The 25416-nt window shown below is 65.9% G+C and carries 18 protein-coding genes; all 18 read left to right on the top strand.

What is annotated here, in order from left to right:
- Positions 1-9: 9 nt before the first annotated feature.
- Positions 10-2058 (top strand): CocE/NonD family hydrolase, encoded by a 2049-nt coding sequence (locus tag ACFWCF_RS16050; protein ID WP_378563126.1) that lies wholly within the window; start codon positions 10-12, stop codon positions 2056-2058.
- Positions 2059-2156: 98 nt separating this feature from the next.
- The gene (gene mftE / locus ACFWCF_RS16045) at positions 2157-2843 is read left to right on the top strand and encodes a mycofactocin biosynthesis peptidyl-dipeptidase MftE (RefSeq protein WP_378563123.1); all 687 of its coding nucleotides are present in this window, start codon (positions 2157-2159) and stop codon (positions 2841-2843) included.
- Positions 2840-4258, top strand: a complete 1419-nt coding sequence (gene mftF, locus ACFWCF_RS16040; RefSeq protein ID WP_378491379.1) for a mycofactocin biosynthesis glycosyltransferase MftF — start codon at positions 2840-2842, stop codon at positions 4256-4258. The genes mftE and mftF overlap by 4 nt, the downstream gene beginning before the upstream one ends.
- Position 4259: 1 nt before the next feature.
- The gene (gene mftG / locus ACFWCF_RS16035) at positions 4260-5759 is read left to right on the top strand and encodes a mycofactocin system GMC family oxidoreductase MftG (protein ID WP_378563120.1); all 1500 of its coding nucleotides are present in this window, start codon (positions 4260-4262) and stop codon (positions 5757-5759) included.
- A 36-nt stretch (positions 5760-5795) separates the two neighbouring features.
- On the top strand, positions 5796-7094 hold the full coding sequence (locus ACFWCF_RS16030) for a GAF domain-containing protein (protein WP_378563118.1): 1299 nt from the start codon (positions 5796-5798) through the stop codon (positions 7092-7094).
- 71 nt (positions 7095-7165) lie between these two features.
- Entirely contained in the window at positions 7166-8689 is a 1524-nt protein-coding gene (gene adh, locus ACFWCF_RS16025; RefSeq protein ID WP_378563115.1) for an aldehyde dehydrogenase, read from the top strand.
- A gap of 104 nt (positions 8690-8793) precedes the next feature.
- Positions 8794-9327, top strand: a complete 534-nt coding sequence (locus ACFWCF_RS16020; RefSeq protein ID WP_378563113.1) for a DUF779 domain-containing protein — start codon at positions 8794-8796, stop codon at positions 9325-9327.
- A gap of 94 nt (positions 9328-9421) precedes the next feature.
- Positions 9422-10837, top strand: a complete 1416-nt coding sequence (locus tag ACFWCF_RS16015; protein WP_378563110.1) for an ethanolamine ammonia-lyase subunit EutB — start codon at positions 9422-9424, stop codon at positions 10835-10837.
- A complete protein-coding gene (gene eutC, locus ACFWCF_RS16010) occupies positions 10834-11619 on the top strand; it encodes an ethanolamine ammonia-lyase subunit EutC (protein WP_378563108.1) in 786 nt (261 codons plus the stop codon). The genes ACFWCF_RS16015 and eutC overlap by 4 nt, the downstream gene beginning before the upstream one ends.
- An 88-nt stretch (positions 11620-11707) precedes the next feature.
- Positions 11708-12256: a hypothetical protein gene (locus ACFWCF_RS16005; protein WP_378491372.1), complete on the top strand. Its 549-nt coding sequence runs from the start codon at positions 11708-11710 to the stop codon at positions 12254-12256.
- Positions 12257-12409: 153 nt separating this feature from the next.
- Positions 12410-13792 (top strand): MFS transporter, encoded by a 1383-nt coding sequence (locus ACFWCF_RS16000; protein WP_378563106.1) that lies wholly within the window; start codon positions 12410-12412, stop codon positions 13790-13792.
- Positions 13793-13933: 141 nt separating this feature from the next.
- Positions 13934-15592, top strand: coding sequence for an AMP-binding protein (locus ACFWCF_RS15995; RefSeq protein WP_378491370.1), 1659 nt, complete (start codon positions 13934-13936; stop codon positions 15590-15592).
- Between the two features lie 51 nt (positions 15593-15643).
- Positions 15644-16756, top strand: a complete 1113-nt coding sequence (locus tag ACFWCF_RS15990) for an NDMA-dependent alcohol dehydrogenase (RefSeq protein ID WP_378491369.1) — start codon at positions 15644-15646, stop codon at positions 16754-16756.
- Between the two features lie 122 nt (positions 16757-16878).
- Positions 16879-17151: a GlsB/YeaQ/YmgE family stress response membrane protein gene (locus tag ACFWCF_RS15985; protein ID WP_378491368.1), complete on the top strand. Its 273-nt coding sequence runs from the start codon at positions 16879-16881 to the stop codon at positions 17149-17151.
- 174 nt (positions 17152-17325) lie between these two features.
- On the top strand, positions 17326-18186 hold the full coding sequence (locus ACFWCF_RS15980) for an HpcH/HpaI aldolase/citrate lyase family protein (RefSeq protein WP_378563103.1): 861 nt from the start codon (positions 17326-17328) through the stop codon (positions 18184-18186).
- A gap of 2 nt (positions 18187-18188) precedes the next feature.
- Positions 18189-20138, top strand: coding sequence for an acetoacetate--CoA ligase (locus ACFWCF_RS15975; protein ID WP_378563101.1), 1950 nt, complete (start codon positions 18189-18191; stop codon positions 20136-20138).
- A 65-nt stretch (positions 20139-20203) separates the two neighbouring features.
- A complete protein-coding gene (locus ACFWCF_RS15970) occupies positions 20204-20551 on the top strand; it encodes a hypothetical protein (RefSeq protein ID WP_378563099.1) in 348 nt (115 codons plus the stop codon).
- Positions 20552-20860: 309 nt separating this feature from the next.
- The coding region (locus tag ACFWCF_RS15965; RefSeq protein ID WP_378563096.1) for an amino acid adenylation domain-containing protein at positions 20861-25416 on the top strand (4556 nt) is incomplete at its 3' end.

Below are 25416 nucleotides of genomic sequence, written 5' to 3'. Positions count from 1 at the left end.
GCGGCCTGTATGCACACCGTGACGTCCTTTCCCCACCAGGTGCGTGTCATCGAGAACACCTTCATCGACATGCCGGACGGGGTCCGGCTGTCCGCCCGAATCTGGCTGCCGGAGGATGCAGAGAGCAATCCCGTTCCGGCTGTGCTGGAGTACATTCCTTATCGCCACCGCGACACCACACGTGCACGCGACGACCTCAACCACCCCTATATCGCAGGCCATGGATACGCGAGCGTCCGAGTGGACCTTCGGGGGAGCGGCAACTCCGGCGGTGTGCTCGAAGACGAATACCTCGAGTCCGAGCAGGACGACGCGTGCGTGGTGATCGACTGGATCTCGAAACAGCCGTGGTGCGACGGCAACGTCGGCATGATGGGAATCTCCTGGGGCGGGTTCAACAGCCTGCATGTCGCTGCCAAACGTCCGCCTGCGCTCAAAGCGATCATCAGTGCATCGGCCACCGACGACCTGTACGTCGACAACATGCACTACATGGGGGGCTGTCTGCTGTCCGACAATCTGTCGGAGGCAACCGTGATGTTTGCGTTCAACAGCATGCCGCCGGATCCGGCCATCGTCGGCGACGCATGGCGCGACATGTGGCTCGATCGTGTGCAGAACAGCGGTCTGTGGGTGGAGAAGTGGCTCTCCCACCAGCACCGCGACGACTACTGGAAGCGTGCTTCCGTCAACGAGAACTACGCCGACGTCGCATGTCCGGTTTTCGCGGTCGGTGGCTGGGCCGACGGCTACACCAACGCCATCTTCCGCTTGATGGAGAATCTCGACGTGCCGCGGAAGGGGCTCATCGGCCCATGGGGACACAAGTATCCACATCAGGGTGTACCCGGGCCCGCGATCGGGTTCCTGCAGGAAGTCGTGCGGTGGTGGGACTACTGGCTCAAGGGCATCGACAACGGGGTCATGGACGAGCCCATGCTTCGCATGTGGCGCCAGGACAGCGTCCCACCCAACCCGTCTTATCCGGAACGCCCCGGCAGATGGATCAGTGAGCCGTCCTGGCCGTCCCCCCACCTCGACACCCGGGAGTACACCCTCACCCGGTTCGCTCTCGACCCCGAGGCCACGTCCGACACCGCGGTGCGCCGCGACCTCACCGTGCGGTCTCCGATGAGTTCGGGTATGGCGGGCGGAAAGTGGGCATCGTATGCCGCAACCCCCGACCTGCCGTCCGACCAGCGTGAAGAGGACGGTGGCGCGCTGGTGTTCGAGACGGAACCCCTCGGTGAGTCCTTGGAGGTAGTGGGTCTGCCGAAGGTCGACCTGACGGTCGCCGCAGACAAGCCGGTCGCGATGGTCGCGGTCCGGCTGAGCGACGTCGCACCCGATGGGCAGGCGACGCGGGTCACCTACGGACTGCTCAACCTCACACACCGCGACGGAAGCGCCGACCCGCAGCCCCTCGAACCCGGCCGTCGGTACGAGGTGCGGGTGAAGCTCAACGGCATGGCCCACGAGTTTCCGATCGGGCATCGGATTCGACTGTCCATCTCGACCTCGTACTTCCCGCTCGTGTGGCCGTCACCGGAAGCGACGACACTCACGGTGACGACCGGCAGCAGTCGCGTGATGCTCCCGGTCCGGCCCCGCCGCGACGCCGACGACGCGGGGCTTCGCCCCTTCGGTGAACCCGAGGCCGCGGAGCCGTTGAGCGTCACCCAGATCGAGACGGGCGAACACCACTGGCGCACCACACGCGATCTCGAAACCGCAGTCACAACCTTGGAAATCAAGGACGACCAGGGCGAGTTCGTCATCGACGAAACAGGAACCGTACTGAGGCGGGCCACGACCGAATGGTTCAGTTTCCAGGGCAACGACGTCGAGTCCGCTCGTGGTGAGACCCAGACGGTCCGCTATATAGGACGTGGCGACTGGCAAACCGAGGTCCGCACCCGCACGGTGCTCACCTCGACTCCCGAGGACTTCGTGATCACCGCACAGTTGGACGCGTACGAGTTCGATCGCTTCCACGACACCAGCAGACGCATCCACTCCGAGAACTGGAACCGCACGATTCCTCGCCGATTGGTCTGACGACCGCCGCGCCGACCCGGCGACTGCCGCACGGTCTCATCGCTGCGGTAGTCGACCGGGTGACGGCGGCGCTCCCGCCACCCCCTAGCATCGGAGCGGTGACACGGGAGCTTGCCAACGCCTACTGGCCGGACGTCGAATCCGGAGTAGTGACGGTCGCCGTTCCCGTAGGTGCGTTCGAGCAGCACGGCCCCCACCTGCCTCTCGACACGGACACACGAATCGCCACGGCCGTCGCCGAGGCGCTGCCCGACGTCGCGATCATGCCTGCCGTCGCCTACGGGGCGAGCGGGGAACACGAAGCGTTCGCGGGCACCGTGTCCATCGGCGCCGAGGCGCTGAAGACACTCATCGTCGAATACGGCCGATCGGTGTGCCGATGGGCGCATCGGGTGGTGTTCGTCAACGGGCACGGTGGCAACGCATATCCGCTGGCGGAGGCGGTGACCCTGCTGCGATACGAAGGTCGCGACGCCGCGTGGCTCGCCTGCGCGGTCCCGGGTGCCGACGCACACGCCGGTGAATCCGAGACCAGCCTCATGCTGCATCTCGCTCCGCACACGGTGGACATGAACCGTGCAGCTGCCGGCGCGACAGATCCGATCAGCACTTTGATGCCACGACTGCGTGAAGCCGGTATCGTTTCGGTGTCCGCGAACGGGGTCCTCGGAGACCCGACATCCGCTTCCTCGGACCGGGGCGCGGTCCTGTTCGCGGCGCTCATGGACAGGGCGACTGCACAGGTCGCCGAGTGGCAGCCAGGTAAGGAGGGGAGACTGCGGTGAGTCGGTCGACGTCACCACGCGTAGCGCAGACCCGACTGGCCAGGCTTCCCGACGGCTTCGGGGTGCGTATCGATCCGCGCGTGCGCAAGTTCGCTGCGGGCCGTGTCCTGATCGGTGGTTCACCCACCCGCATGCTCAAGCTGGCTCCCGTTGCCGCAGCCATGATCGACGGAGATTTCCTCGAAGTCGTCGATTCGCAAACCGCGGTCGTCGCGAGGCGACTGCTCGACTCCGGGGTCGGAAACCCTCGTCCCACCGTGTTGCCGTCGACGTCCACCGTCACCGTGGTGATCCCCACCAAGAACAACGACGCGGGCCTGCGACGGCTGTTGCAGGCGTTGCAGGGGCACGAGGTCATCGTCGTCGACGACGGCTCCGACATTCCCATCAAGACGCCCGAGAAGGGCAAGGTTCGTGTGCTTCGGCACGATGTGTCGCGGGGGCCTGCCGCTGCACGGAACACCGGATTACGCGACGCATCAACGGAGTTCGTGGCGTTTCTCGACTCCGACGTCGTACCCCGGCTCGGGTGGCTCGAAGCGAGCCTCGGGCACTTCAGCGACCCGGCGGTCGCTCTCGTGGCCCCGCGCATCGTCGCGCTCGATCCGGACAACAGTGTGCTCGCCCGGTACGAGCACTCGAGGTCGTCGCTGGACCTGGGGCGGCGCGAGTCCGCGGTGGTAGCGGGCGGCCCCGTCTCCTATGTGCCGAGTGCGGCTCTGCTCGTGCGCCGTCATGCACTGGAGGCGTGCGGGGGATTCGACGAGTCGATGCAGGTGGCGGAGGATGTCGACCTGTGCTGGCGACTGCAGACCGAGGGTTGGCGGCTACGGTACGAACCCATCGCCCGTGTCGCACACGATCATCGGACCAAGTTCCGGAACTGGATCACCCGCAAAGCATTTTACGGAACGGGCGCTGCCCCGCTGGCCGCTCGCCACCCGGGATCGGTGCCGCCGATGGTGATGTCGATCTGGACTCTCCTCGCGTGTCTCGCGCTTGCGACCTTCACCCGGGTCGGTGCGGTGGGCGCACTGCTCACCCAAGTGGTGACGCTCGTGCGGCTGCGTCGGATGTTCGCCGAACTCGACCAGCCGACCCGGATCGCAGCCGTACTCACCGCCCAAGGGTTCGCCGGAGGTCTGTGGCAGGTCGCGTCGGCGGTGTGCCGACATTATTGGCCGGTGACCGTGGTCGCGTCGCTGTTCTCCTCGAAGGTTCGGCGCGCTGTTCTGGCTTTCGCTGTGGCCGAGGGGATCTGGGATTGGGCCGGCCACCGCGAGGAGGGCGGTGTCGATCCGATCAGGTACGTGCTCTACAAACGACTCGACGACCTCGCGTACGGCGCAGGCCTGTGGAAAGGCGCGATCGACGCCCGCGATCCGTCGGCACTGATCCCTGACATCCGGAACTGACATGCTCCCGCAGCATGCCGACATTGTGGTGATCGGCGGGGGCAGTTGTGGCAGCGTGGTCGCCGCGAGACTCAGCGACGATCCGGACCGTTCGGTGTTGCTGCTCGAAGCGGGCCGAGGATACGACGCGGGACCCACCCTTCCGTCGGAGCTGCGTGACGCTGCGCTACTCCCGGTCGGGCCCGAGAGTGGTTGGATCGCAGCCTATTCCGCTCACCTGGCGGAAGGACGCGACGCGACCGTCGTGCGCGGCCGCGGACTCGGTGGTTCCGGCGCGGTCAACGGTGCGTACTTCATCCGTGCGCGCCCGGATGATCTCGGGCATTGGCCACGATCCTGGTCGCACGACGAGGTGCTTCCGTACTTCCGGGCCATCGAATCGGATGCCGACTTCGCCGATTCGGTGCACGGCGGCGACGGCCCGATTCCGGTGATGCGTACACCGCCCGACCGTCTCCATCCCGTCTCCGCCGCGTTCCATTCCGCTGCGGTGGCGGCAGGGCACCGCTCGGTCGATGATCTCAACGCGCCAGGGCCGGTGGGAGTCGGCCGTGTGCCTATGAACGTCCGCGACGGCGTGCGACACGGTCCCGGCCTCGCCTATCTCCTGCCCGCGATGGGCCGACCCAATCTGTCGGTGCAGACCGGCACCCAGGTCGTCCGGATCGTCGTGTCGGAGGGGCGCGCGACCGGGGTCGAGATCGCCGACGGGACGAACATCCGCCGGATCGAGGCCGGGCACGTCGTCGTGTGTGCCGGTGCGGTGTGCTCACCGCAGTTGCTGATGCTGTCCGGAATCGGACCGGCGTCGCAACTGCGCGGTCTGGGACTCGGGGTCGTCCACCACCTCGCCGGGATAGGCGACGGCTTCAGTGATCATCCGGAAATTGCTGTGCCGTACCGATATCGAGACAACGTTCCCCTGCGCGCGCCGCTCCTCGAATCCGTGCTGCACACCGATGCCCTCGAATTCCGTCCGTACACGGTGCCGTTCGGTGCGGCGATACCCGGGAGCGGTGTCGCCGACCCGATTCTCGGCGTCGTGCTCACGCGCCCCCGCAGTCGCGGAAGCGTGATGTTGAATCCGAACGATCCGTCGGCGCCGCCCGTCCTCGACTACCGCTATCTCCTCCATCACGACGACCGCGACACGTTGCGTGACGGTGTCCGCGCGGCAGCCGATCTTCTCGCAGACATGCGCGATGTCGTCGCGCCCGGCAGTGCGGACGTCGGATCCGGGCGGCGCGGACCGAGCGACGCGTGGCTCGCGTCCCACCTCGGGACGTCGCTGCACTTGTCCGGTACGTGTCGCATGGGGGACGGCGAGAACTCCGTGGTCGACGAGAACTGCCGAGTCCACGGCATCGACGGGCTGAGCGTCGTCGACACCTCCGTCTTTCCCGAGGTGCCGAGCCGAGGCCCCCATGCGACCGCGGTGATGCTCGCTCACCGCTTCGCCGCCGGATCGAGCCGAGTCACCGGCAGCACACACCTGTTGTGATCCGGACTACAGTGTCGGCAAGGAGGGCGCCGGCAGATGACTGATCGTGGGACCGCGACGACCAACCCTTGGGTGGCGCTGCGCCCGGGTGAAGACGCAGTTGCGCATGCGCGAGCGGTGCTCCGTGCGCACGGCACGGTCGTCGGCGCATCGGGGCGAGAGCGACCCGACGGTGTGCGTTCGATCGTGCACGACTCCTGGCTCCGGAGCCTGCAGCGGGGCATCGACCCCGACCTGGTCGAGCAACCCGGACTCCTCGCAGGCCACGATCTCGAGCAGCACCGAGCCGATCATCCGATGGCCCTGATCCGGCCGGTCGTGCGCAAGCTCCTCGTCGAGGATGCTGCCGACAGCGGTCTGCTCGTCGCCATCAGCGACGAACAAGCCCGGCTGTTGTGGGTGGAGGGTGATCACAGCGCGCGCGACCGCGCGCAGACCATGAGCTTCGTCGAAGGAGCGGACTGGAGCGAAGACTGCGTGGGCACCAATGCCCCGGGAACCGCTCTGGCACTCGATCATTCGGTGCAGATTTTCGCGGCCGAGCACTTCAACCGGACGGTGCACGACTGGAGTTGTTCGGCAGCCCCGGTTCACGACCCGACCAGCGGACGGATTCTCGGGGTCATCGACATTACGGGCGGGTCGCGGGTGGCGGTGCCGGAGGTCTTGCAGCTCGTCCGCGCAACCGTGGCCGCAGCCGAAGCCGAGCTTCGGCTGCACATGTTGACCTCGCCGCACCTGTTCGGTTCGCCCTCGCCTCGTCTCGGGACGTTCGGATCGGGTCGGCCCATGCTCCACCGCGGGGGTACCCGAGTGCCGCTGTCGCAGCGGCACGCCGAGATCCTGCTGATTCTCGCCGATCATCCCGAGGGACTGAGCTCGGACCGGCTGGCCGTGCTACTCGACGAGAGTGAACTCGATTCCGTCACCATCAGGGCCGAGATGTCGCGTCTGCGGAAAGTGCTCGGGTCGGAGCATCTCGGATCGCGGCCGTATCGGCTGCTCACCGTGCTCGACACGGACGTTGCAGATGTGCGCCGCGCGCTCGATCGCGGTGACACCGCATCGGCCGTCCGTCTCTACAGCGGCCCGGTGCTGCCGGGTTCCGGTGCGCCGGGGGTCGAGGAGATCAGGGACGACCTGCGCACGCGGGTGCAGGCGGCATTGCTGCGCGGCGGTGACGGAGACCTACTCGCCCGGTGGACGGCCTCGATCCACGGGCGCGACGATCTGGCGGCGTGGTCGGCGTATCTGACCACCCTCGCCCCGACTTCGCCGCAGTACGTGCAGGTGAAGGCGAAGATCGACCGGTTGGACAGGCAGCTCGCAACGTAGTTGCAACCTTCGCGTTCGTAGTGTTCCGAATCACACAAGCTTCGAACCTTCGATGCAACAGGAGACGCACCATGACCGTGTACGCCCGTCCCGGTTCACCCGACGCCCTCATGTCCTTCCAGTCCCGGTACGACAACTGGATCGGTGGCCAGTGGGTCGCGCCGGTGAAGGGGGAGTACTTCGAGAACGTCACCCCCGTGACCGGCCAGGCGTTCACCGAGGTCGCCCGCGGCACCGAAGAGGACATCGAACTCGCACTCGACGCCGCCCATGCCGCCGCACCGGCGTGGGGCAAGACCTCACCCGCCGAACGTGCCGTGATCCTCAACAAGATCGCCGACCGCATCGAGCAGAATCTCGAATCCATCGCGCTCGCCGAGTCGTGGGACAACGGCAAGCCGATCCGCGAAACGCTCAACGCCGACATTCCGCTTGCGATCGACCACTTCCGCTACTTCGCGGGTGCCATTCGCGCGCAGGAAGGTTCGATCTCGGAAATCAACTCCGACACGGTCGCCTACCACTTCCATGAACCGCTCGGCGTCGTCGGCCAGATCATTCCCTGGAACTTCCCGATCCTCATGGCCGTATGGAAGCTCGCTCCGGCGCTGGCCGCGGGTAACGCGATCGTCCTCAAGCCTGCCGAGCAGACCCCTGCGTCGATCCTCCACCTGATCTCGATCATCGGCGATCTGCTGCCTCCGGGCGTGCTCAACATCGTCAACGGGTTCGGTGTCGAGGCAGGCAAGCCGCTCGCGTCGAGCCCCCGGATCCGCAAGATCGCGTTCACCGGCGAAACCACCACCGGACGCCTCATCATGCAGTACGCGTCGCAGAACCTGATCCCCGTCACCCTCGAACTCGGTGGCAAGAGCCCCAACATCTTCTTCTCCGACGTCCTGTCCGCGAACGACGACTACCAGGACAAGGCGCTCGAAGGCTTCACAATGTTCGCGCTCAATCAGGGTGAGGTGTGCACGTGCCCGTCGCGTGCCCTCATTCAGCAGGACATCTTCGACGACTTCCTGTCTCTCGCCGCGGTCCGCACGAAGGCAGTCAAGCAGGGCAATCCGCTCGACACCGACACGATGATCGGTGCGCAGGCGTCCAACGATCAGCTCGAGAAGATCCTGTCGTACATCGAGATCGGCAAGAGTGAGGGCGCCAAGGTGATCACCGGTGGTGAGCGCGCCGACCTCGGTGGCGATCTGTCGGGCGGATACTACGTGCAGCCCACGATCTTCCAGGGCGACAACTCGATGCGCATCTTCCAGGAGGAGATCTTCGGACCGGTCGTGTCGGTCACGTCGTTCGGTGACTTCGACGACGCGATCAAGATTGCCAACGACACGCTCTACGGCCTCGGCGCCGGTGTGTGGTCGCGTGACGGCGGCGTCGCCTACCGTGCCGGTCGCGAGATCCAGGCCGGACGGGTGTGGACGAACACCTATCACCAGTATCCGGCGCACGCCGCGTTCGGTGGCTACAAGCAGTCGGGCATCGGCCGCGAGAACCACCACATGATGCTCGACCACTACCAGCAGACGAAGAACCTCTTGGTGTCCTACGCCCCCAAGGCCCAGGGATTCTTCTGATCTCGTTCGAATAACCGCCGGCCGAGTCCGAGCGAATGTATCCTTCGTCTCGATCAATCGAGCCAGGGGTACATTCGCTCGGTGACGGGAAGGTCCACCACCTCATGTCCTCACCGCTTCGTGTCGTTGCGACCGAAGGTGCCGTCGATCTGCTCCGGCGCCTGTCGGACCGGCACGGCCCGCTCATGATGCATCAGTCCGGTGGCTGCTGCGACGGCTCTGCCCCGATGTGTTATCCCGACGGGGATTTTATCGTCGGCGACCGCGATGTGCTGCTCGGGCTTCTCGACCTGCGCCTCGCGGTGGGGGAGACCGCACCGGATCTTCCGTCGGGGAAAAGTGCAGTGCCCGTGTGGATCTCGGGATCGCAGTTCGAGGTGTGGAAGCACACGCAGCTGGTCCTCGATGTGGTTCCGGGCCGCGGTTCCGGATTCAGCCTCGAAACACCGGAAGGGTTGCGGTTCCTGAGCCGAGGTCGCGCCTTCACACCCGAGGAACACGCGTCGTTCGACGACGAGCAACCCCTGCTCGGCAAGAATTGGGATGCCGGCTCGCGTCCCGGACCGGCAGTCGAACCACTCGTCGTAGCGACCGCCTCGGATGCGTGTCCGGTGCCGGGGGTAGTGCCGCCCGCGTAGCGCGTACGTATCGGACACCACACCGTTGCTCCTGCCGCCGACGAAGAAATGCGCGACGATGTGGGTCCGTAGTGCAGACGAGCGGGAGGTGTCGATGACGACGTACCGGCAACAGCTCACCGGGACCACGTACGAGTTCCACGGCATCGTCGACCTGCTGGCGAAGGCAACCCCGCGCAGATCCGGGGACGAACTCGCCGGGTGCGCCGCCGGGACGGAAGCCGAACGGGTCGCCGCGCAATGGGCGCTCGCCGAGGTTCCCCTCGATACGTTCCTCACCGAGACCGTCGTGCCGTACGACAGCGACGAGGTCACCCGGTTGATCCTCGACCGGCACGACGCCGACGCGTACCGACCGGTTGCGCACCTCACCGTCGGCGGCCTCCGCGACTGGCTGCTCGACACCGTCTCCCGCCCCAGCGCCGCCGCCACTCTCGCGTCGCTGTCGCCAGGGCTGACTCCCGAAATGGTCGCGGCCGTAAGTAAACTCATGTCGAATCAGGATCTCGTCGCCATCTCCCGCGCGGTCGAGGTCACGTCGTCGTTCCGCACAACTGTCGGGTTGCCCGGTCGTCTCGCGACCCGCCTGCAACCCAACCATCCCACCGACGACCCCCGGGGAATCGCCGCGGCAGTTCTCGACGGGCTGTTGCTCGGGTGCGGCGACGCGGTCATCGGCATCAACCCCGCCACCGACTCACCCCACGCGACGTCGGAGCTGCTGCACCTGCTCGACGACATCCGGACGCGGTTCGACATCCCGGTGCAGTCGTGTGTGCTCTCGCACGTCACCACCACGCTCGGCCTGATCGAGGCGGGTGCCCCCGTCGACCTGGTGTTCCAGTCGATCGCTGGCACCCAGGGCGCAAACGAGGGCTTCGGGGTGAACTTGGGGCTGCTGGGGGAAGCGAACGACGCGGGTAGGTCGCTTTCGCGCGGGACCGTCGGCGACAACGTCATGTATTTCGAAACCGGACAGGGCTCGGCGCTGTCGGCGGGTGCGCACCTCGGCACCGACGGCCGTCCCGTCGACCAGCAAACCCTCGAAGCCCGCGCGTATGCGGTGGCACGCGAGTTCGATCCGCTGCTCGTCAACACCGTGGTCGGCTTCATCGGCCCGGAGTATCTCTACGACGGCAAACAGATCATCCGAGCCGGATTGGAAGATCACTTCTGCGGGAAGCTGCTGGGCCTGCCCATGGGTGTCGACGTCTGTTACACGAACCACGCCGAGGCAGATCAGGACGACATGGATACTCTCCTCACGCTGCTCGGCGTCGCCGGAGTGTCGTTCGTGATCACGGTGCCCGGTGCGGACGACGTGATGCTCGGATACCAGTCCCTGTCGTTCCACGACGCGCTGTATGCGCGGCGCGCCCTCGGGCTCCGCGCGGCGCCGGAGTTCGAATCGTGGCTGCAGAGCCTCGGCATGGCCGACGATGTCGGTCGCATCCTTCCCGTCGACGTCGAGTCGTCACCGCTGCGTGCACTTACCGGGGAGGGGGCGTGAACGCGCTCGATCACGGCAGTAGCGAAGGTGACCTCTGGACGACCCTGCGCACCTCGACGCGGGCACGCATCGGACTCGGACGTGCAGGCGACGCGCTCCCCACCTCAAGGCTCCTCGAATTCCGTGCCGCGCACGCCGCGGCTCGCGACGCGGTGCACCGCGAACTCGACGTCGCCGCGCTCACACAGCAGATGGAGCACGCGAACCTGGGCTCCCCGCTGATCGTGCAGAGTCGAGCGTGCGACCGCGGCGAGTATCTTCGCCGACCCGATCTCGGGCGGCTCCCCACCGGTCTCGCGCATCTGCTCGCCTCCGCATCGGACATCGGAATCGTTCTCGCCGATGGTCTTTCGGCGCATGCGCTCGAAGAGCACGGTGTACCCGCCGCGAGGGCGATCGTGGATGCGCTGCCGCGTCACCTGTCGGTCGCACAGCCGGTCATCGCGACCTCGGCGCGCGTCGCGCTCGGCGACCACATCGGTGCGGCGCTCGACGTGCAGACCGTGGTCGTGCTCATCGGAGAGCGGCCGGGACTGTCGTTCGCCGACAGCCTCGGGCTCTACGTGACGCACCATCCGAGGCCCGGCCGCTCCGATTCCGAGCGCAACTGCGTCTCGAACGTGCACCCACCGGACGGCCTCGGGTACGCGCAGGCGGCGCGGGTGGTGACGAGTCTGGTCGACGGCGCGCGACGGTTGGGGCGCTCGGGAGTCGAGCTCAAGGACACCAGCGAGAGGGTCGCAGTGGAGGGCGCCGACACCGGCCGTGGGTCCGGTGGGTGAGAATCGAGGCCGAACCGATCCCGGTTCGTACGTGATGCGGGCTCGACCCGCCCGGCCAGAGCCCCGATGGGGTGACGAGGAGTGAGAAATGGCCTTCGCGGGCAACGTGGACGAGTTGGCACTGCTGCAGACGGTGCGGTTGAAGAAGCAGGTCACGGCGGAGGTGCTGGCGGCTCACCTGGGGGTGTCGGTCTCGTCCGGGCAGGCCGCGCTCGCGGTGCTCGTCGAACAGGGTAAGGCTGCGTCGTCGGACGGCGGTGTCGCGCTGACCGACAAGGGGTTTGCGGAACTGTCCGACCAGCTCGACGCAGAGCGTGTATCCATCGACGAGGACTCCATTGCGGATCTGTTCGAGCAGTTCGGCCCGCTCGACGAGTCGCTCTCGACGCTCCTCGAAGACCCGGATGCGGACGGGTTTCTCGACGCACTGATCGATGTCGATCGGAAGGCTCAGAACCTGTTCGACGACGTGTCCGCGTTCGTTCCGCGACTGTCGCGGTACCAGGATCTGTTCGCGGAGGCACTCGAGAAGATCAAGGGCGGCTCGCTCGCATGGGCGACGGCCGGGAGCATCGACTCGTACGCGACGGTGTGGCGGGAGATGCGCGCGGAGCTCGCAGGCGCGTCCGGAAACTGACACCGTCAAAGTAGTTCGTTCGGCGCACTATGTGACCCCCCTCACTGACACCCCCTTTCGGGGGTGGTGAGGGGGTGAGTCGGATCACTAGTTTTCATCCAACCCGCGGCGACGTTTCCCGGCCGCGGTTCGGACGGACAACGGAGGACCGACGTGACCACTGTGTCGACACCCGGGGCGGGTAAGCCGCCGACAGGGCAGGCGGCGGCCGGGGATTCCGGCCCCGCCGCCGGGACAGGACCCGGACAGACCGGAGGCCCCGGTATACGACGTGTCGCGATCGCGAGCTGCATCGGCACGACGATCGAGTTCTACGACTTCTTCATCTACGGCACGGCTGCGGCACTCGTGTTTCCCACGGTGTTCTTCCCGGCGCTCGGTGCTACCGCGGGCACGGTCGCGTCGTTTGCTACGTTCGCTGTCGCGTTCATCGCCCGCCCCGTCGGGGCCATGCTCTTCGGCCACTTCGGCGACCGCATCGGCCGCAAGAAGACCCTCGTCTCGACCCTTCTCCTCATGGGCATCTCGACCCTGCTCATCGGTCTGTTACCCGGGGCAGGCACTATCGGAATCGCAGCCCCGATCATCCTGGTGTTACTACGGTTCGCGCAGGGCTTCGCGGTCGGCGGTGAATGGGCCGGTGCCACACTGCTCACGGCCGAATACGCCCCGCCGGGCAAACGGGGGCTCTATGCGATGTTCCCGCAGCTCGGCCCGGCCATCGCATTCGCGCTCTCGAGCGCAACGTTCCTGTTCACAGGGCTCGCGCTCGGCGATACCAACGAGGCATTCCTCACCTACGGCTGGCGAATCCCGTTCCTGTTCAGCATCGTTCTCGTCGGCATCGGCCTCTACATGCGCCTGGCGATCGAGGAGACACCGGTCTTCCGTGCCGAATCTGCATCCCGCGCAGCAGAACCCGAGGAGAAGCGTTCCCTGCCGTTCCTCGACGCTCTGCGGTATCAGTCCAAGGAGATCTTCCTCGCGGCCGGCGCGCTGTCGATCATGTTCGCGTTCTTCTACCTGGGTACTGCATATCTCACGAGCTATGCGACGACGACCCTCGGCTTCGACCGGCCGTTCGTGCTGATGGTGGGTATCGCGTCGTCGCTGGTCTTCGGCGCGGCGATCGTGCTGTCCGCCCTCTACTCCGACCGGTTCGGCCGTCGACGCGTGATCATGGTGTCGTGCGCGTTCTCCGTCGTCTGGGCGCTGGCACTGTTCCCCTTGCTCGACACGGGTTCCCCCGCCGCGTTCATCGTCGGCATGATGGTCACCCTCGCGATCTTCGGTATCGCGTACGGACCGTGCGGTGCGCTGCTGCCCGAGATGTTCCACACCCGGTACCGCTACACCGGCGCCGGACTCGGCTACAACCTTGCCGGTGTGCTCGGCGGGGCCATCCCGCCGATGCTCGCCGCGCCTCTCGCTGCGGCGTACGGCGGTATCGCGATCGGCATCATGCTCGTCGTGATCGGCCTCGTGAGCCTCGTCTGCACCGCGGCCCTCGTCGAAACCCGCGATCGCGCACTGTAGGAACGGGCGCCTTCCCCGACATCCGGGGGAGGCGCCTTTCTACCGTCGGCAGCTGTCCAGAATCCGCACACCTGCGGCCTCGAAAAGACGAGGATGGTGGGAGAGCCCCCGTCCTGTCCGGCCGCCACCTCAGGAGTCGAGATGACCGGTATCACCGCCCCCGCACTTCCCAGTTACGACTCGGGCGCGTGGAATGTTCCGCTGTTGGGCGACACCATCGGCGACAACCTCGACCGCACCGTCGCACGCCACGGCGCTCGCGACGCACTCGTCGAGCGCGCCACCGGACGACGCTGGACGTACACCGAACTCGCCGCCGAGATCGACGCACTCGCACTGGGCCTGCTGAACGCGGGTATCCGCAAGGGCGACCGCGTGGGAATCTGGGCACCCAACTGCGCGGAATGGACGTTCGTGCAGTACGCCACCGCCAAGATCGGCGCGATTCTCGTCAACATCAACCCCGCGTACCGCTCCCACGAACTGCAGTACGTGCTCGCGCAGGCGGGCATCCGGATGCTGATCTCCGCACCGGAATTCAAGACCTCCGACTACGCCGCAATGATCGGTGAGGTCCGCGGCGAGTGCCCCGAGCTCGAACAGGTGGTCCTGATCGGCCGCCCCGAGTGGGACGAGCTCGTGGCCTCGGGACGCTCGGCGCTCGGCACCGGGCGGGGCGCACTCGATGCTGCCGCGCGCGACCTGTCGCCGGACGACGCCATCAACATCCAGTACACCTCGGGAACCACCGGATTCCCCAAGGGCGCCACCCTGAGTCACCACAACATCCTCAACAACGGGTTCTTCGTCGGCGAACTGTGCCATTACACCGAGCAGGACAAGGTGTGCATCCCGGTTCCCTTCTATCACTGCTTCGGCATGGTCATGGGCAATCTCGCATGCACGAGTCACGGTGCCACCATGGTCATCCCCGCGCCGGCCTTCGAAGCTGCCGCCACCCTCGCAGCTGTCGCCGAGGAGCGCTGCACCTCCCTGTACGGAGTCCCGACGATGTTCATCGCCGAGCTCGCCGACCCGTCCTTCGACACCGTCGATCTGTCCTCCCTGCGCACCGGCATCATGGCGGGCTCCCCGTGTCCGGTGGAGGTGATGAAGCAGGTCATCGAGCGTATGGGCATGAGCGAGGTGTCCATCTGCTACGGGATGACCGAGACCTCCCCGGTGTCGCTGCAGACCCGCAGCGACGACACCATCGAGCAGCGGGTGTCGACCGTCGGGAGGGTCGGGCCTCACATCGAGGTCAAGATCGTCGATCCGAGCACCGGACTCACCGTGCCGCGAGGTGAGACGGGGGAGCTGTGCACTCGTGGCTATTCGGTGATGCTCGGCTACTGGAACGACCACGAAAAGACGGCCGACGCGATCGATGCGGCCCGGTGGATGCACACCGGCGATATCGGCGTGATGGACGCCGAGGGATACGTCTCGGTCACGGGCCGGATCAAGGACATGGTCATCCGCGGCGGTGAGAACATCTATCCGCGTGAGATCGAGGAATTCCTCTACACCCACCCCGACATCGTCGACGCCCAGGTCGTAGGTGTTCCGGATGCGAAATACGGCGAGGAGTTGATGGTGTGGGTGCGCCTGCGTGCGGACGCCGACGAACTCGACGCACAGTCACTGCGCGCATTCTGCACCGGCAAGCTCGCGCACTACAAGATCCCGCGCTATGTCCATGTCGTCGACGAGTTCCCCATGACGGTCACCGGCAAGATCCGCAAGGTCGAGATGCGTGAAGCGTCGGTGCTTCTTCTCCAGGAGGTCGATCAGTCCTGATCCACACGTAGCGGTACCCGTACGAAACGACAGTCGGACACGGAGGACGAGATGAAAACCAAAGCCGCAGTTCTGCTCGAAGCCGGCAAACCGTTCGAACTCATGGAACTCGAACTCGACGGACCCGGCCCGGGAGAGGTGCTGATCAAGTACACCGCTGCCGGTCTGTGTCATTCGGATCTGCACCTGACCGACGGCGATCTGCCGCCCCGCTATCCGATCGTCGGCGGCCACGAAGGCTCCGGGATCATCGAGGAGATCGGGCCCGGCGTCACCAAGGTCAAGCCCGGAGATCACGTCGTGTGCAGCTTCATCCCCAACTGCGGGACGTGCCGGTACTGCTCGACCGGCCGGCAGAACCTGTGCGACATGGGGGCAACGATCCTCGAAGGGTCGATGCCCGACGGTTCCTTTCGCTTCCATTCGGGCAGCACTGATTTCGGTGCCATGTGCATGTTGGGAACCTTCTCCGAGCGAGCCACGATCTCTCAGCATTCGGTGGTCAAGGTCGACGACTGGCTGCCCCTCGAGACGGCGGTGCTCGTCGGTTGCGGTGTGCCGTCCGGGTGGGGAACGGCGGTGTACTCCGGTGATGTGCGCGCGGGCGACATCGTGGTGATCTACGGCATCGGCGGTCTCGGCATCAATGCCGTTCAAGGTGCCGTCCACGCCGGCGCGAAGTACGTGGTGACAGTCGATCCCGTCGAGATGAAACGCGATGCTGCCCTGAAGTTCGGGGCCACCCACGCCTTCGCGACCGCAGCCGAGGCCGCGGAGAAGGTCAACGAACTGAGCTGGGGCCAGGGCGCCGATGCTGCGTTGATTCTGGTGGGCACGGTCGACGAGGAGGTCGTCTCTGCGGCAACCGCGGTCATCGGAAAGGGTGGCACCGTGGTGATCACCGGACTGGCCAACCCCGAAAAACTGACGGTTCACGTGTCGGGCACCGACCTGACGCTGTTCCAGAAGACCATCAAGGGCTCGCTGTTCGGATCGGCCAACCCGCAGTACGACATCGTGCGTCTCCTGCGCCTCTACGACGCCGGGCAGCTGAAGCTCGACGAGTTGGTCACCACCCGCTACACCTTGGACGAGGTCAACCAGGGTTATCAGGATCTCCGGGACGGTAAGAATCTCCGCGGAGTGATCGTTCACACATCGTGAACGGGTTGCCACAACGCAACGTTCGGTGATCGATCTTCGGAATTTGCCCCGCAGACAGCACAGGGACGTACACACTGGAGTGCAGTTCGTCGCGGCAAGATCGTCTACGAGAGGAGCTCGGGATGTTCTGGGAAATCGTCGGCACAATCATCTTCGGTGCGGTCATCGGTGTCTTGGCCCGGCTCGTGATCCCGGGGAAGCAGTCGATGGGCATGCTCATCACGGTGATCATCGGCATCGTCGGTGCTCTCATCGGTTACTGGGTCTGGGGCGCGATCTCGTCGGAAGGAAACGCGGATACCGGTGGCATCGACTGGATCCGGTGGATCATCAGTATCGCGGCCGCAGTGATCCTGACGTTGCTCTACACATCGATGACCAGAGAGAAGCGTTGATGTACGACGCTCCCTGAAGACAACGAGCAGCCGATGGCCTCGCCCGGATCAACCGGGCGAGGCCATCGTCGTCTGCGATCACAGGTGTGTCGCAGGTTGTGACCGGACGTGTGCGGAACGGCATCATCGACATGTGCGCTACCGGCACAATGGACGGACAGGAAGGTCGACGACATGAGTGTGATCCCGGGGCCGGCATGGCTGTTCTGCCCGGCCGATCGACCCGAGCGCTACGGCAAGGCCGCCGCTACCGCCGATGTCGTCGTGCTCGATCTCGACGATAGTGTCGCGCCGGCCGACAAGGAGTACGCCCGCCGCACTCTTCTGGACCGGTCTCTCGACCCGGCGCGCACCGTGGTCCGGATCAATCCGGCAGGCACCGAAGACCACTACCTGGACCTGCGGGCTCTGGCGAACTCGCCGTACACCCGGCTGATGCTCGCACGATGCGAATCTCCGGAGCAGGTGACGGCTCTCGCCCCACGCGAGGTCATTGCGCTCGTCGAGTCACCGCGTGGAGCGCTCGCGGTCGCCGACATCGCGCTGGCCATGGGCACGATCGGTGTCATGTGGGGCGCGGAGGGCCTCGCCGTGGGGCTCGGCGGACAGAGCATCCGGCACGCGGACGGCACCTACCGCGACGTCGCGAAACACGTCAGGTCGTCGGTGCTGCTCGCCGCGAAGGCGTACGGCCGCTGGGCTCTCGACGCCGCCTGTCTCGACATCGGCGACCACGCCGGATTGCGCAGCGAGGCACTCGACGCGGTCGCGGTCGGGTTCGATGTGAAGGTGGCGATCCACCCCGATCAAGTGGGGGTCATCCGTGAGGCCTACACGCCGAGCGAGGAATCGGTCGAATGGGCTCGCAGGGTCCTTGCGGCAGTGCCCGAGTCACGGGGCGCGTTCCGGTTCGAGGGACAGATGGTGGATGCGCCGGTGCTGCGACACGCCGAACAGATCCTGCACCGATCGGTGGAAGCGCGCGCCAACGGGTTCCGATCGGGGCGCGTGGAGGTCGAGCCGGAACGGAGGTGACGATGATGGTGCGTCCACAGTGGGTTCCCAGCGAAGTGGACCTCGCCGAAGCGAGGGTGACGGCGTTCGGCCGTTTCGTCGAGCAACGCCACGCCGTGGAACTACCGCAGTACGAGGCACTCTGGCAGTGGTCGATCGAGCATCCCTCGGAATTCTGGCAGGCAGTGTGGGATTGGTTCGAGATCCGCGGCGGCACCGATCCCGGGCCCGCACTCGCCCACTCCGCCATGCCCGGGGCCGTGTGGTTCCCCGGTGCCCGGCTGAACTACGCGTCGCACGTCTTCCGGAACGCTCGTGCCGATCGCCCGGCGATCATCCACGTCGACGAGGACGGACAGCGCCGAGAGACATCGTGGACGCAACTGCACGGCCGGGCCGCGGCCCTCGCGGCCACGCTCCGCGAGTACGGGGTGAAACCGGGCGACCGAGTCGTCGGGTATCTGCCCAACATTCCCGAAGCGATCGTCGCGCTGCTCGCCACCGCCGGCGTCGGAGCGGTGTGGTCGGCGTGCGGGCAGGATTACGCAGCCCCCGCCGCGCTCGACCGCCTCGGACAGCTGGATCCCAAAATTCTCGTCACCGCGGACGGCTACCGGTACAACGGGTGCCGGCACGACAGACTTGCCGAGGTCGCCTGGTTGCGCGAGCGGATGCCGGGGCTCGAAGCCACGGTGCTCGTGACCGGCGGTGCTGCCTCCGGCGACACCCTGCTCGACCCCGGCCTGCTCACATGGGAGGAGGCCACTGCCGGTGAGCACGAGTTCGAGCCCGTCCCGGTGCCGTTCGACCACCCGCTGTGGACGGTGTTCTCGTCCGGCACCACCGGCCTACCCAAGGGCATCGTGCACGGACATGGTGGAGTGCTGCTCGAGCATCTCAAGGCGCTGTCGCTGCACCTCGACATCGGCCCCCGCGACACATACTTCTGGTATACGAGCCCGAGCTGGATGATGTGGAATTTTCTCGCTGCCGGGCTGCTCGTCGGCGCCACGATCGTCAGTTACGACGGTGCTCCCTCGTACCCGGACGTCGACCGGCTGTGGCGGATCGCGGCGGACGAACACGTCACTGTGTTCGGGACGAGTCCCGGATATGTCCTCGCGTGTATCAAAGCCGACGTCGTTCCGCGCCGCGACCACGACCTGTCCGCTCTCCGTGGTGTCGGGGTCACCGGCTCGGCGCTGCCGCCCACGTCGTCGTTGTGGCTCGGAGAGAATGTGGGCGAGCGGGTCCAGGTCATGTCGATCACCGGCGGCACCGACGTGGTGTCGGCGTTCATCGGGTCGGTCAGGACCATGCCGGTGTGGCCGGGGGAGTTGTCGGTGCCGTGTCTCGGCGTCGCAGTCGATGCATTCGATGCCGCGGGCCGTCCGGTGCGCGGCGAGGTGGGCGAGCTCGTGGTTACCGCGCCGATGCCGTCGATGCCGGTGCGCTTCTGGAACGACCCCGACGGCACCCGCCTCCACGACGCCTACTTCTCCGCTTATCCCGGCGTATGGAGGCACGGCGACTGGATCTCCATCACAGAGCGTGGCTCCGTCCAGATGCACGGGCGTTCCGACGCGACGTTGAACCGGCACGGGATCCGGATGGGCACGGCCGACATCTACCAGGTGGTCGAAGATCTGCCCGAGGTGGTCGAGGCCCTCGCGCTCGGTGTCGAGCGACCCGACGGCCGGTACTGGATGCCGCTGTTCGTCGTTCTCGCCGACGGTGTGACCCTCGACGAGGCTCTCCGTGAGCGGATCCGCACAGAACTTCGGACGCGGATCTCACCTCGGCACGTGCCCGACGACATCATCGCCGCACCCGGGATCCCGCACACCCGCACCGGCAAGAAACTCGAGGTCCCCATCAAACGGATTTTGCAGGGAACCGAGGCCGCGGTGACTGTCGAGCGAACGGCGCTCGACGTTCCGGAACTCATCGAGTGGTACCGCGAGCAGTCGTGACGCCCATCATCTGCTGAGTGCTGCCTTACTGGACAGAGCACGCCCGGAATGTTCGGATTGCGGACATGGACGTTGCCATCAAGATTTTTCTGATCCTGCACTTCATCGGCCTCGCCGGAATCATCGGCTCGTGGCTCGCGGTCATCAAGGACCCGCGTGTCGTCATGGGCATGCTGCACGGCGCGATCCTTCAGGTGGTGACCGGTCTCGCGCTCGTGGGGCTCAACGAGGCCGATGATGCCGACGTCAACCACATGAAGATCGGCATCAAACTCGTCATCGCGTTGATCATCCTCGCTGTCGCGATCGTCGGTCTGAAGAAGGAGAAGCAGAACCCGGGTTCGACCGCTGCGCTCGCTCACGTTGCCGGCGGACTCGGCATCCTCAACGTGATCATCGCAGTGATGTGGTGATCCTCCTCTCATCATCGCGACGGTGACGCCTTGTCCTGCCCACGACGATTCGAGCGCTGGTCCTCACCCTGTAGATTGGGCCGGTGTGTATGCGAAGGGCACCTGACATGACCGGCGAGTAACCTGTCTCGAACGGTTGTTGCCGGTCGGTAGGGTTTGTGGCTGCGTCGTCAGGTCAGTGGGATCCCGCTGCCGGGCTCGCCGTAACGATCCTCACCTGATCTGCAGATATACGCGGGGTACGGTGATGTGCTCCGCAGGTCGGTGCGCAGGTCGGTCGTCGTCCGACGGTGAGAGGAAGGTTGGGGTTTGGACTCGCTGGGTATCGGCGGCTCGGAAACGAAGAAGACGAGTGCGGCAGCGGTGCCGCCCGGTGCGTTTCCTCTCTCGCCGGCACAACTGGGCATGTGGTTCGCCCAGCACGTCGACCCGACGGTGCCAGCCAACATCGCCCAGTACGTCGAACTCGACGGCGATCTCGATCTCGACGTACTTCGCGAATCCAGTGCCCGCGCGGCCCTCGAGACGGGATCGGGGTTCCTCCGCTTCATCGAAGTGGACGCGCACCCCTATCAGCTCGTCGACCCCACCCTCGAGGCCCCGCTCGGATATGTGGATCTGCGCGACGAACAGGACCCCCGCCAGGCCGCGCTCGAGTGGATGAGCGAGGACCGGAGCCGACCCGTGGACGTGCTCCGCGACAGGCTCATCGCCGCGACGGTGCTTCGCATCGGTGAGAGCCGTTACTTCTGGTACAACCGCGTCCACCACCTCGCGCTCGACGGGTTCGCCGCCGCGACCTTCATGACCCGGATCGCGGAGCTGTACACCGCGGCCGTGGAAGGGATCGAGGCCAGCCCGAACCGCGCCTCGGACCTGCGCAAGGTCTACGACGTCGAGATGGACTACCGCGATTCGAAACGGTTCGCCGACGATCGCGAGTACTGGGCGGGGCAGATCGAGGGCATCGAGGAACCGTCGAGCCTGGCCGACCGCACGGCAGCGCCTGCGCCCGTCAGCCGTATCGACAGCGCCGCGCTGACCGACGACATCGAACATCACGTCGACGTGCTCGCCGAGCGCGAAGGCGCAAGTCTCGCGACGGCCGTCGTGGCGGCCTTCGCCGCGTATGTCGCGCAGATGACCGGCCGCACCGACGTCGTGCTGAGCCTGCCCGTCGCCGCGCGGACGACCGCGGTGTTGCGCCGCTCCGGCAGCATGGTGTCGAACGTCGTGCCGCTGCGCCTGGACGTCACCGACGACACCACCGTGCACGACCTGATCGCCGCATCGGGCGCCGCCGTGTCCGGGGCCCTGAGACACCAGCGCTACCGGCACGAGGACATCGTCCGCGACCGCGACACGTCGGTCGGGGCACAGTCCACGTTCTTCGGACCGTGGGTCAACATCATGCTGTTCGAGAACGAAATTCGTCTCGGCGACATGGTCGGACACATCAACATCCTGTCGACAGGTCTCATCGAGGACCTCGGTGTCAACGTCTACAAGAGCGGTGGCACCCGCGTCCACATCGACTTCGAGTCCAACCCCAACCTCTACCCGGCCGAACAGGCACGTGCCAACCACGCACGGTTCGTCGAGTTCTTCGACCGGTTCGTCGCGTCCGACGCCGACCGGCTCGTCTGGGACATCCCACTCGCTGCGAACGTCGAACTCGACCGCGCCGTGGTCGACTGGAACCGCACCGAGCACCCGGTGGAGCAACGCGCACTGCTCGCCGACTTCCGGGCGCAGGCCGCCGCGACACCCGATGCGACGGCACTGGTCTACGAGGGGGAGTCGCTCACCTACGGTGAGTTCGCTACGCGCGTCAACTCCCTCGCCCGGGAACTCGTCGACCGCGGGGTCGGTCCCGAGTCTCTCGTCGGCCTGTGTGTCCGCCGCTCCTGCGAGCTCCTCGTCGGCATGTACGCGATCCTCGAGGCCGGCGGTGCATGGGTGCCGATCGACCCGGACCACCCTGCCGACCGCACCGGATACATCCTGGACACCGCGAAACCGGTCGTGGTGCTCACCACCTCGCGCGACCGCGCCGAACTCCCCGACGTAGCGCCGGTCGTCGAGATCGACACATTCGACCACTCGTCACGCGATGGTGGGCCGCTCACCGACGCGGAGCGACTCGGGCCGGTGCGGCCCGACACCACCGCGTACGTGATCTTCACGTCCGGATCCACGGGCCGACCCAAGGGCGTCGCGGTGGGTCACGCTGCGATCGACAACCAGATCCAGTGGATGAACGACCAGTACGACGTGGCATCCACCGACGTCTATCTGCAGAAGACCGCCACCACGTTCGACGTGTCGCTGTGGGGCTTCTTCATGCCGTTGCGGGTGGGTGCGACGCTCGTCATCGCGACACCGGACGGGCACCGCGACCCGGTCTACGTCGCGAACAAGATCGCCGAGCACCGGGTGACGCTCACCGACTTCGTGCCGTCGATGCTCACCGTGTTCGTGGCCAATGCACCCGAGGGTAGCTGCGACACACTGCGTCACGTCTTCGTCATCGGCGAAGCGTTGCCCTCCGAGACGGCCGCCGACTTCGCGCAGCTGTGCTCCGCCGGTCTGCACAACCTCTACGGGCCCACCGAGGCCGCGGTGTCGATCACCTATCACCGCGCCGGACCGGGCGACGTCCACAGCGTTCCGATCGGCATCCCGCAGTGGAACAGCCGCGCGTACGTGCTCGACCGTCGTCTCCGCCCCGTTCCGGTGGGGCGCCCGGGAGAGCTCTACCTCACCGGCGTCCAGCTTGCTCGCGGGTACCTCGACCGGCCCGACCTGACCTCCGATCGGTTCCTCGCCGACCCGTTCGGCGCTCCGGGCGACCGGATGTACCGCACCGGCGACCTCGTCCGCTGGGTGTCGCCCGACGGTGAACACGGCATCCTCGACTACATCGGGCGCACCGACTTCCAGGTGAAGTTCCGAGGTCAGCGCATCGAACTCGGTGAGATCGAAGCGGTCCTGCTCTCGCACCACACCGTCTCGCAGGCCGTCGTGCTCGTGGTGCAGACCTCCACCGGCGACCAGCTGGTGGGCTTCGTCGTGCCCACCCCGGCAGCGACGATCGACGTCGCGGACCTGACGGATCACGCCGAGCGTGCGTTGCCGTCGTACATGGTCCCGGCATCGCTCATGGTGCTCGAGGAACTCCCGCTGAACACCAGTGGCAAGCTCGACCGCAAGGCGCTTCCGCAGCCGATCTTCAGCAGTACCCGAACCTTCCGCGAACCCCGTACCCCAGCGGAGCGGGCGGTGTCCACCGCGTTCGGTGAGGTTCTCGGAGTCGAGCGGGTGGGTCTCGACGACGACTTCTTCGAACTGGGTGGCAACTCTCTGGTCGCCACCCAGGTCGTCTCCCGCATCGGTGCCGCGCTCGACACCCAGATTCCGGTGCGTGCGCTGTTCGAGGCGCCCACCGTGGTGGGTCTCGCAACGCGAGTGGCGAAGCAGGTCGGATCGGGTGCCCGGCGTGCCCTGGTGGCGCGGCCGCGACCCGACGTCTTGCCCTTGTCGACTGCGCAGTTGCGCCTGTGGTTCCTGAACCGGTTTGATTCCGCAAGCGCGGTCTACAACCTTCCCTTCGCGGTGCGAATGCGCGGAGCCTTCAATGACGAAGCCCTCCGTGCGGCGTTGTTCGACCTCGTCGTGCGGCATGAGATTCTCCGTACGATCTTCGTCGAGGTCGACGGTTCGCCAGAGCAGCGTGTAGTACCGGCATCCGAGGTAGCCCTCGAGCTCGAGCTCCATGACGTCGATGCGCACGATGTCGATGCTCAGCTGATTTCGTTTGCGTCGGTCGGGTTCGATCTGGCAACGGAGTTTCCCTTCAGGGCTGTGTTGTACAGGGTTGCTCCTGAGCACCACGTCGTGGCGATCGTTCTGCATCACATCGCAGCTGACGGCGCATCCTTCGCTCCATTGGGTCGTGATCTTCTGGCGGCGTACGATGCAAGGTCGCGTGCGAGCGCCCCGGACTTCGAGCCGTTACCCGTCCAGTACGTTGATTTCGCACTCTGGCAACGCGAGATTCTCGGGTCTGATGAAGATGAACAGTCAGTTGCCCACCGCGAGTTGAACTTTTGGAAGAAGGAACTCGCCGACCTTCCTGAACAGCTCGATCTTCCTACTGATCGCGCTCGGCCTGAGGTTTCGTCCAACAAGGGCGATAGGTTGAGCTTCGATCTCGAGCCGCGTCTTCTACGAGATGTCGTTGCGCTCGCCCGCGAACGAAGCGTGACGCCGTTCATGGTCATGCACGCAGCGTTCGCCGTGCTGCTGTCGAGGCTGTCGGGTACCCGTGACATCGCAATCGGCACACCTGTCTCTGGTCGGGACGATGATCAGCTCGACGACATGGTCGGAATGTTTGTCAATACTCTCGTCCTCCGGTCCGATGTGGATGGCGGCGAGTCTTTCGAGTCCTTCTTGGGGCGTATCCGTTCGATCGATGGTAATGCTTACGCACACGCGAACATCCCGTTCGAGCGATTGGTCGAAGTCCTCAGCCCTGTTCGCTCGGCCGCACGACACCCGTTGTTTCAGGTGATCCTGGCGATGGATCTCACTCCTGAGCTAGGGAAGGTCCGTGTCGGAGATGTCGATGTCGACGCCACGGAGATCGATGCCCACACAGCGAAATTCGATTTACAGCTGACGGTGCCCGACTTCGGTGATGCGGATTCGGTCGACCCCGGTGTTGCAGTTTTCGAGTATTCGACAGATCTCTTCGACAAGTCCACCGTCGCGGCGTTTGCGGAGCAGTTGCTGCGGATTCTGCGTGCGGTGGTGGATGATCCGGCGGTTGTGGTCGGTGATATCGGGATCCTCGATGATTT

It is taken from the genome of Rhodococcus sp. NPDC060090 (genome assembly GCF_042729855.1).
Lineage (GTDB): Bacteria > Actinomycetota > Actinomycetes > Mycobacteriales > Mycobacteriaceae > Rhodococcus.
The sequence above is the reverse complement of the archived record's forward strand: the minus strand, read 5'-3'. Positions and strand labels throughout refer to the sequence as shown.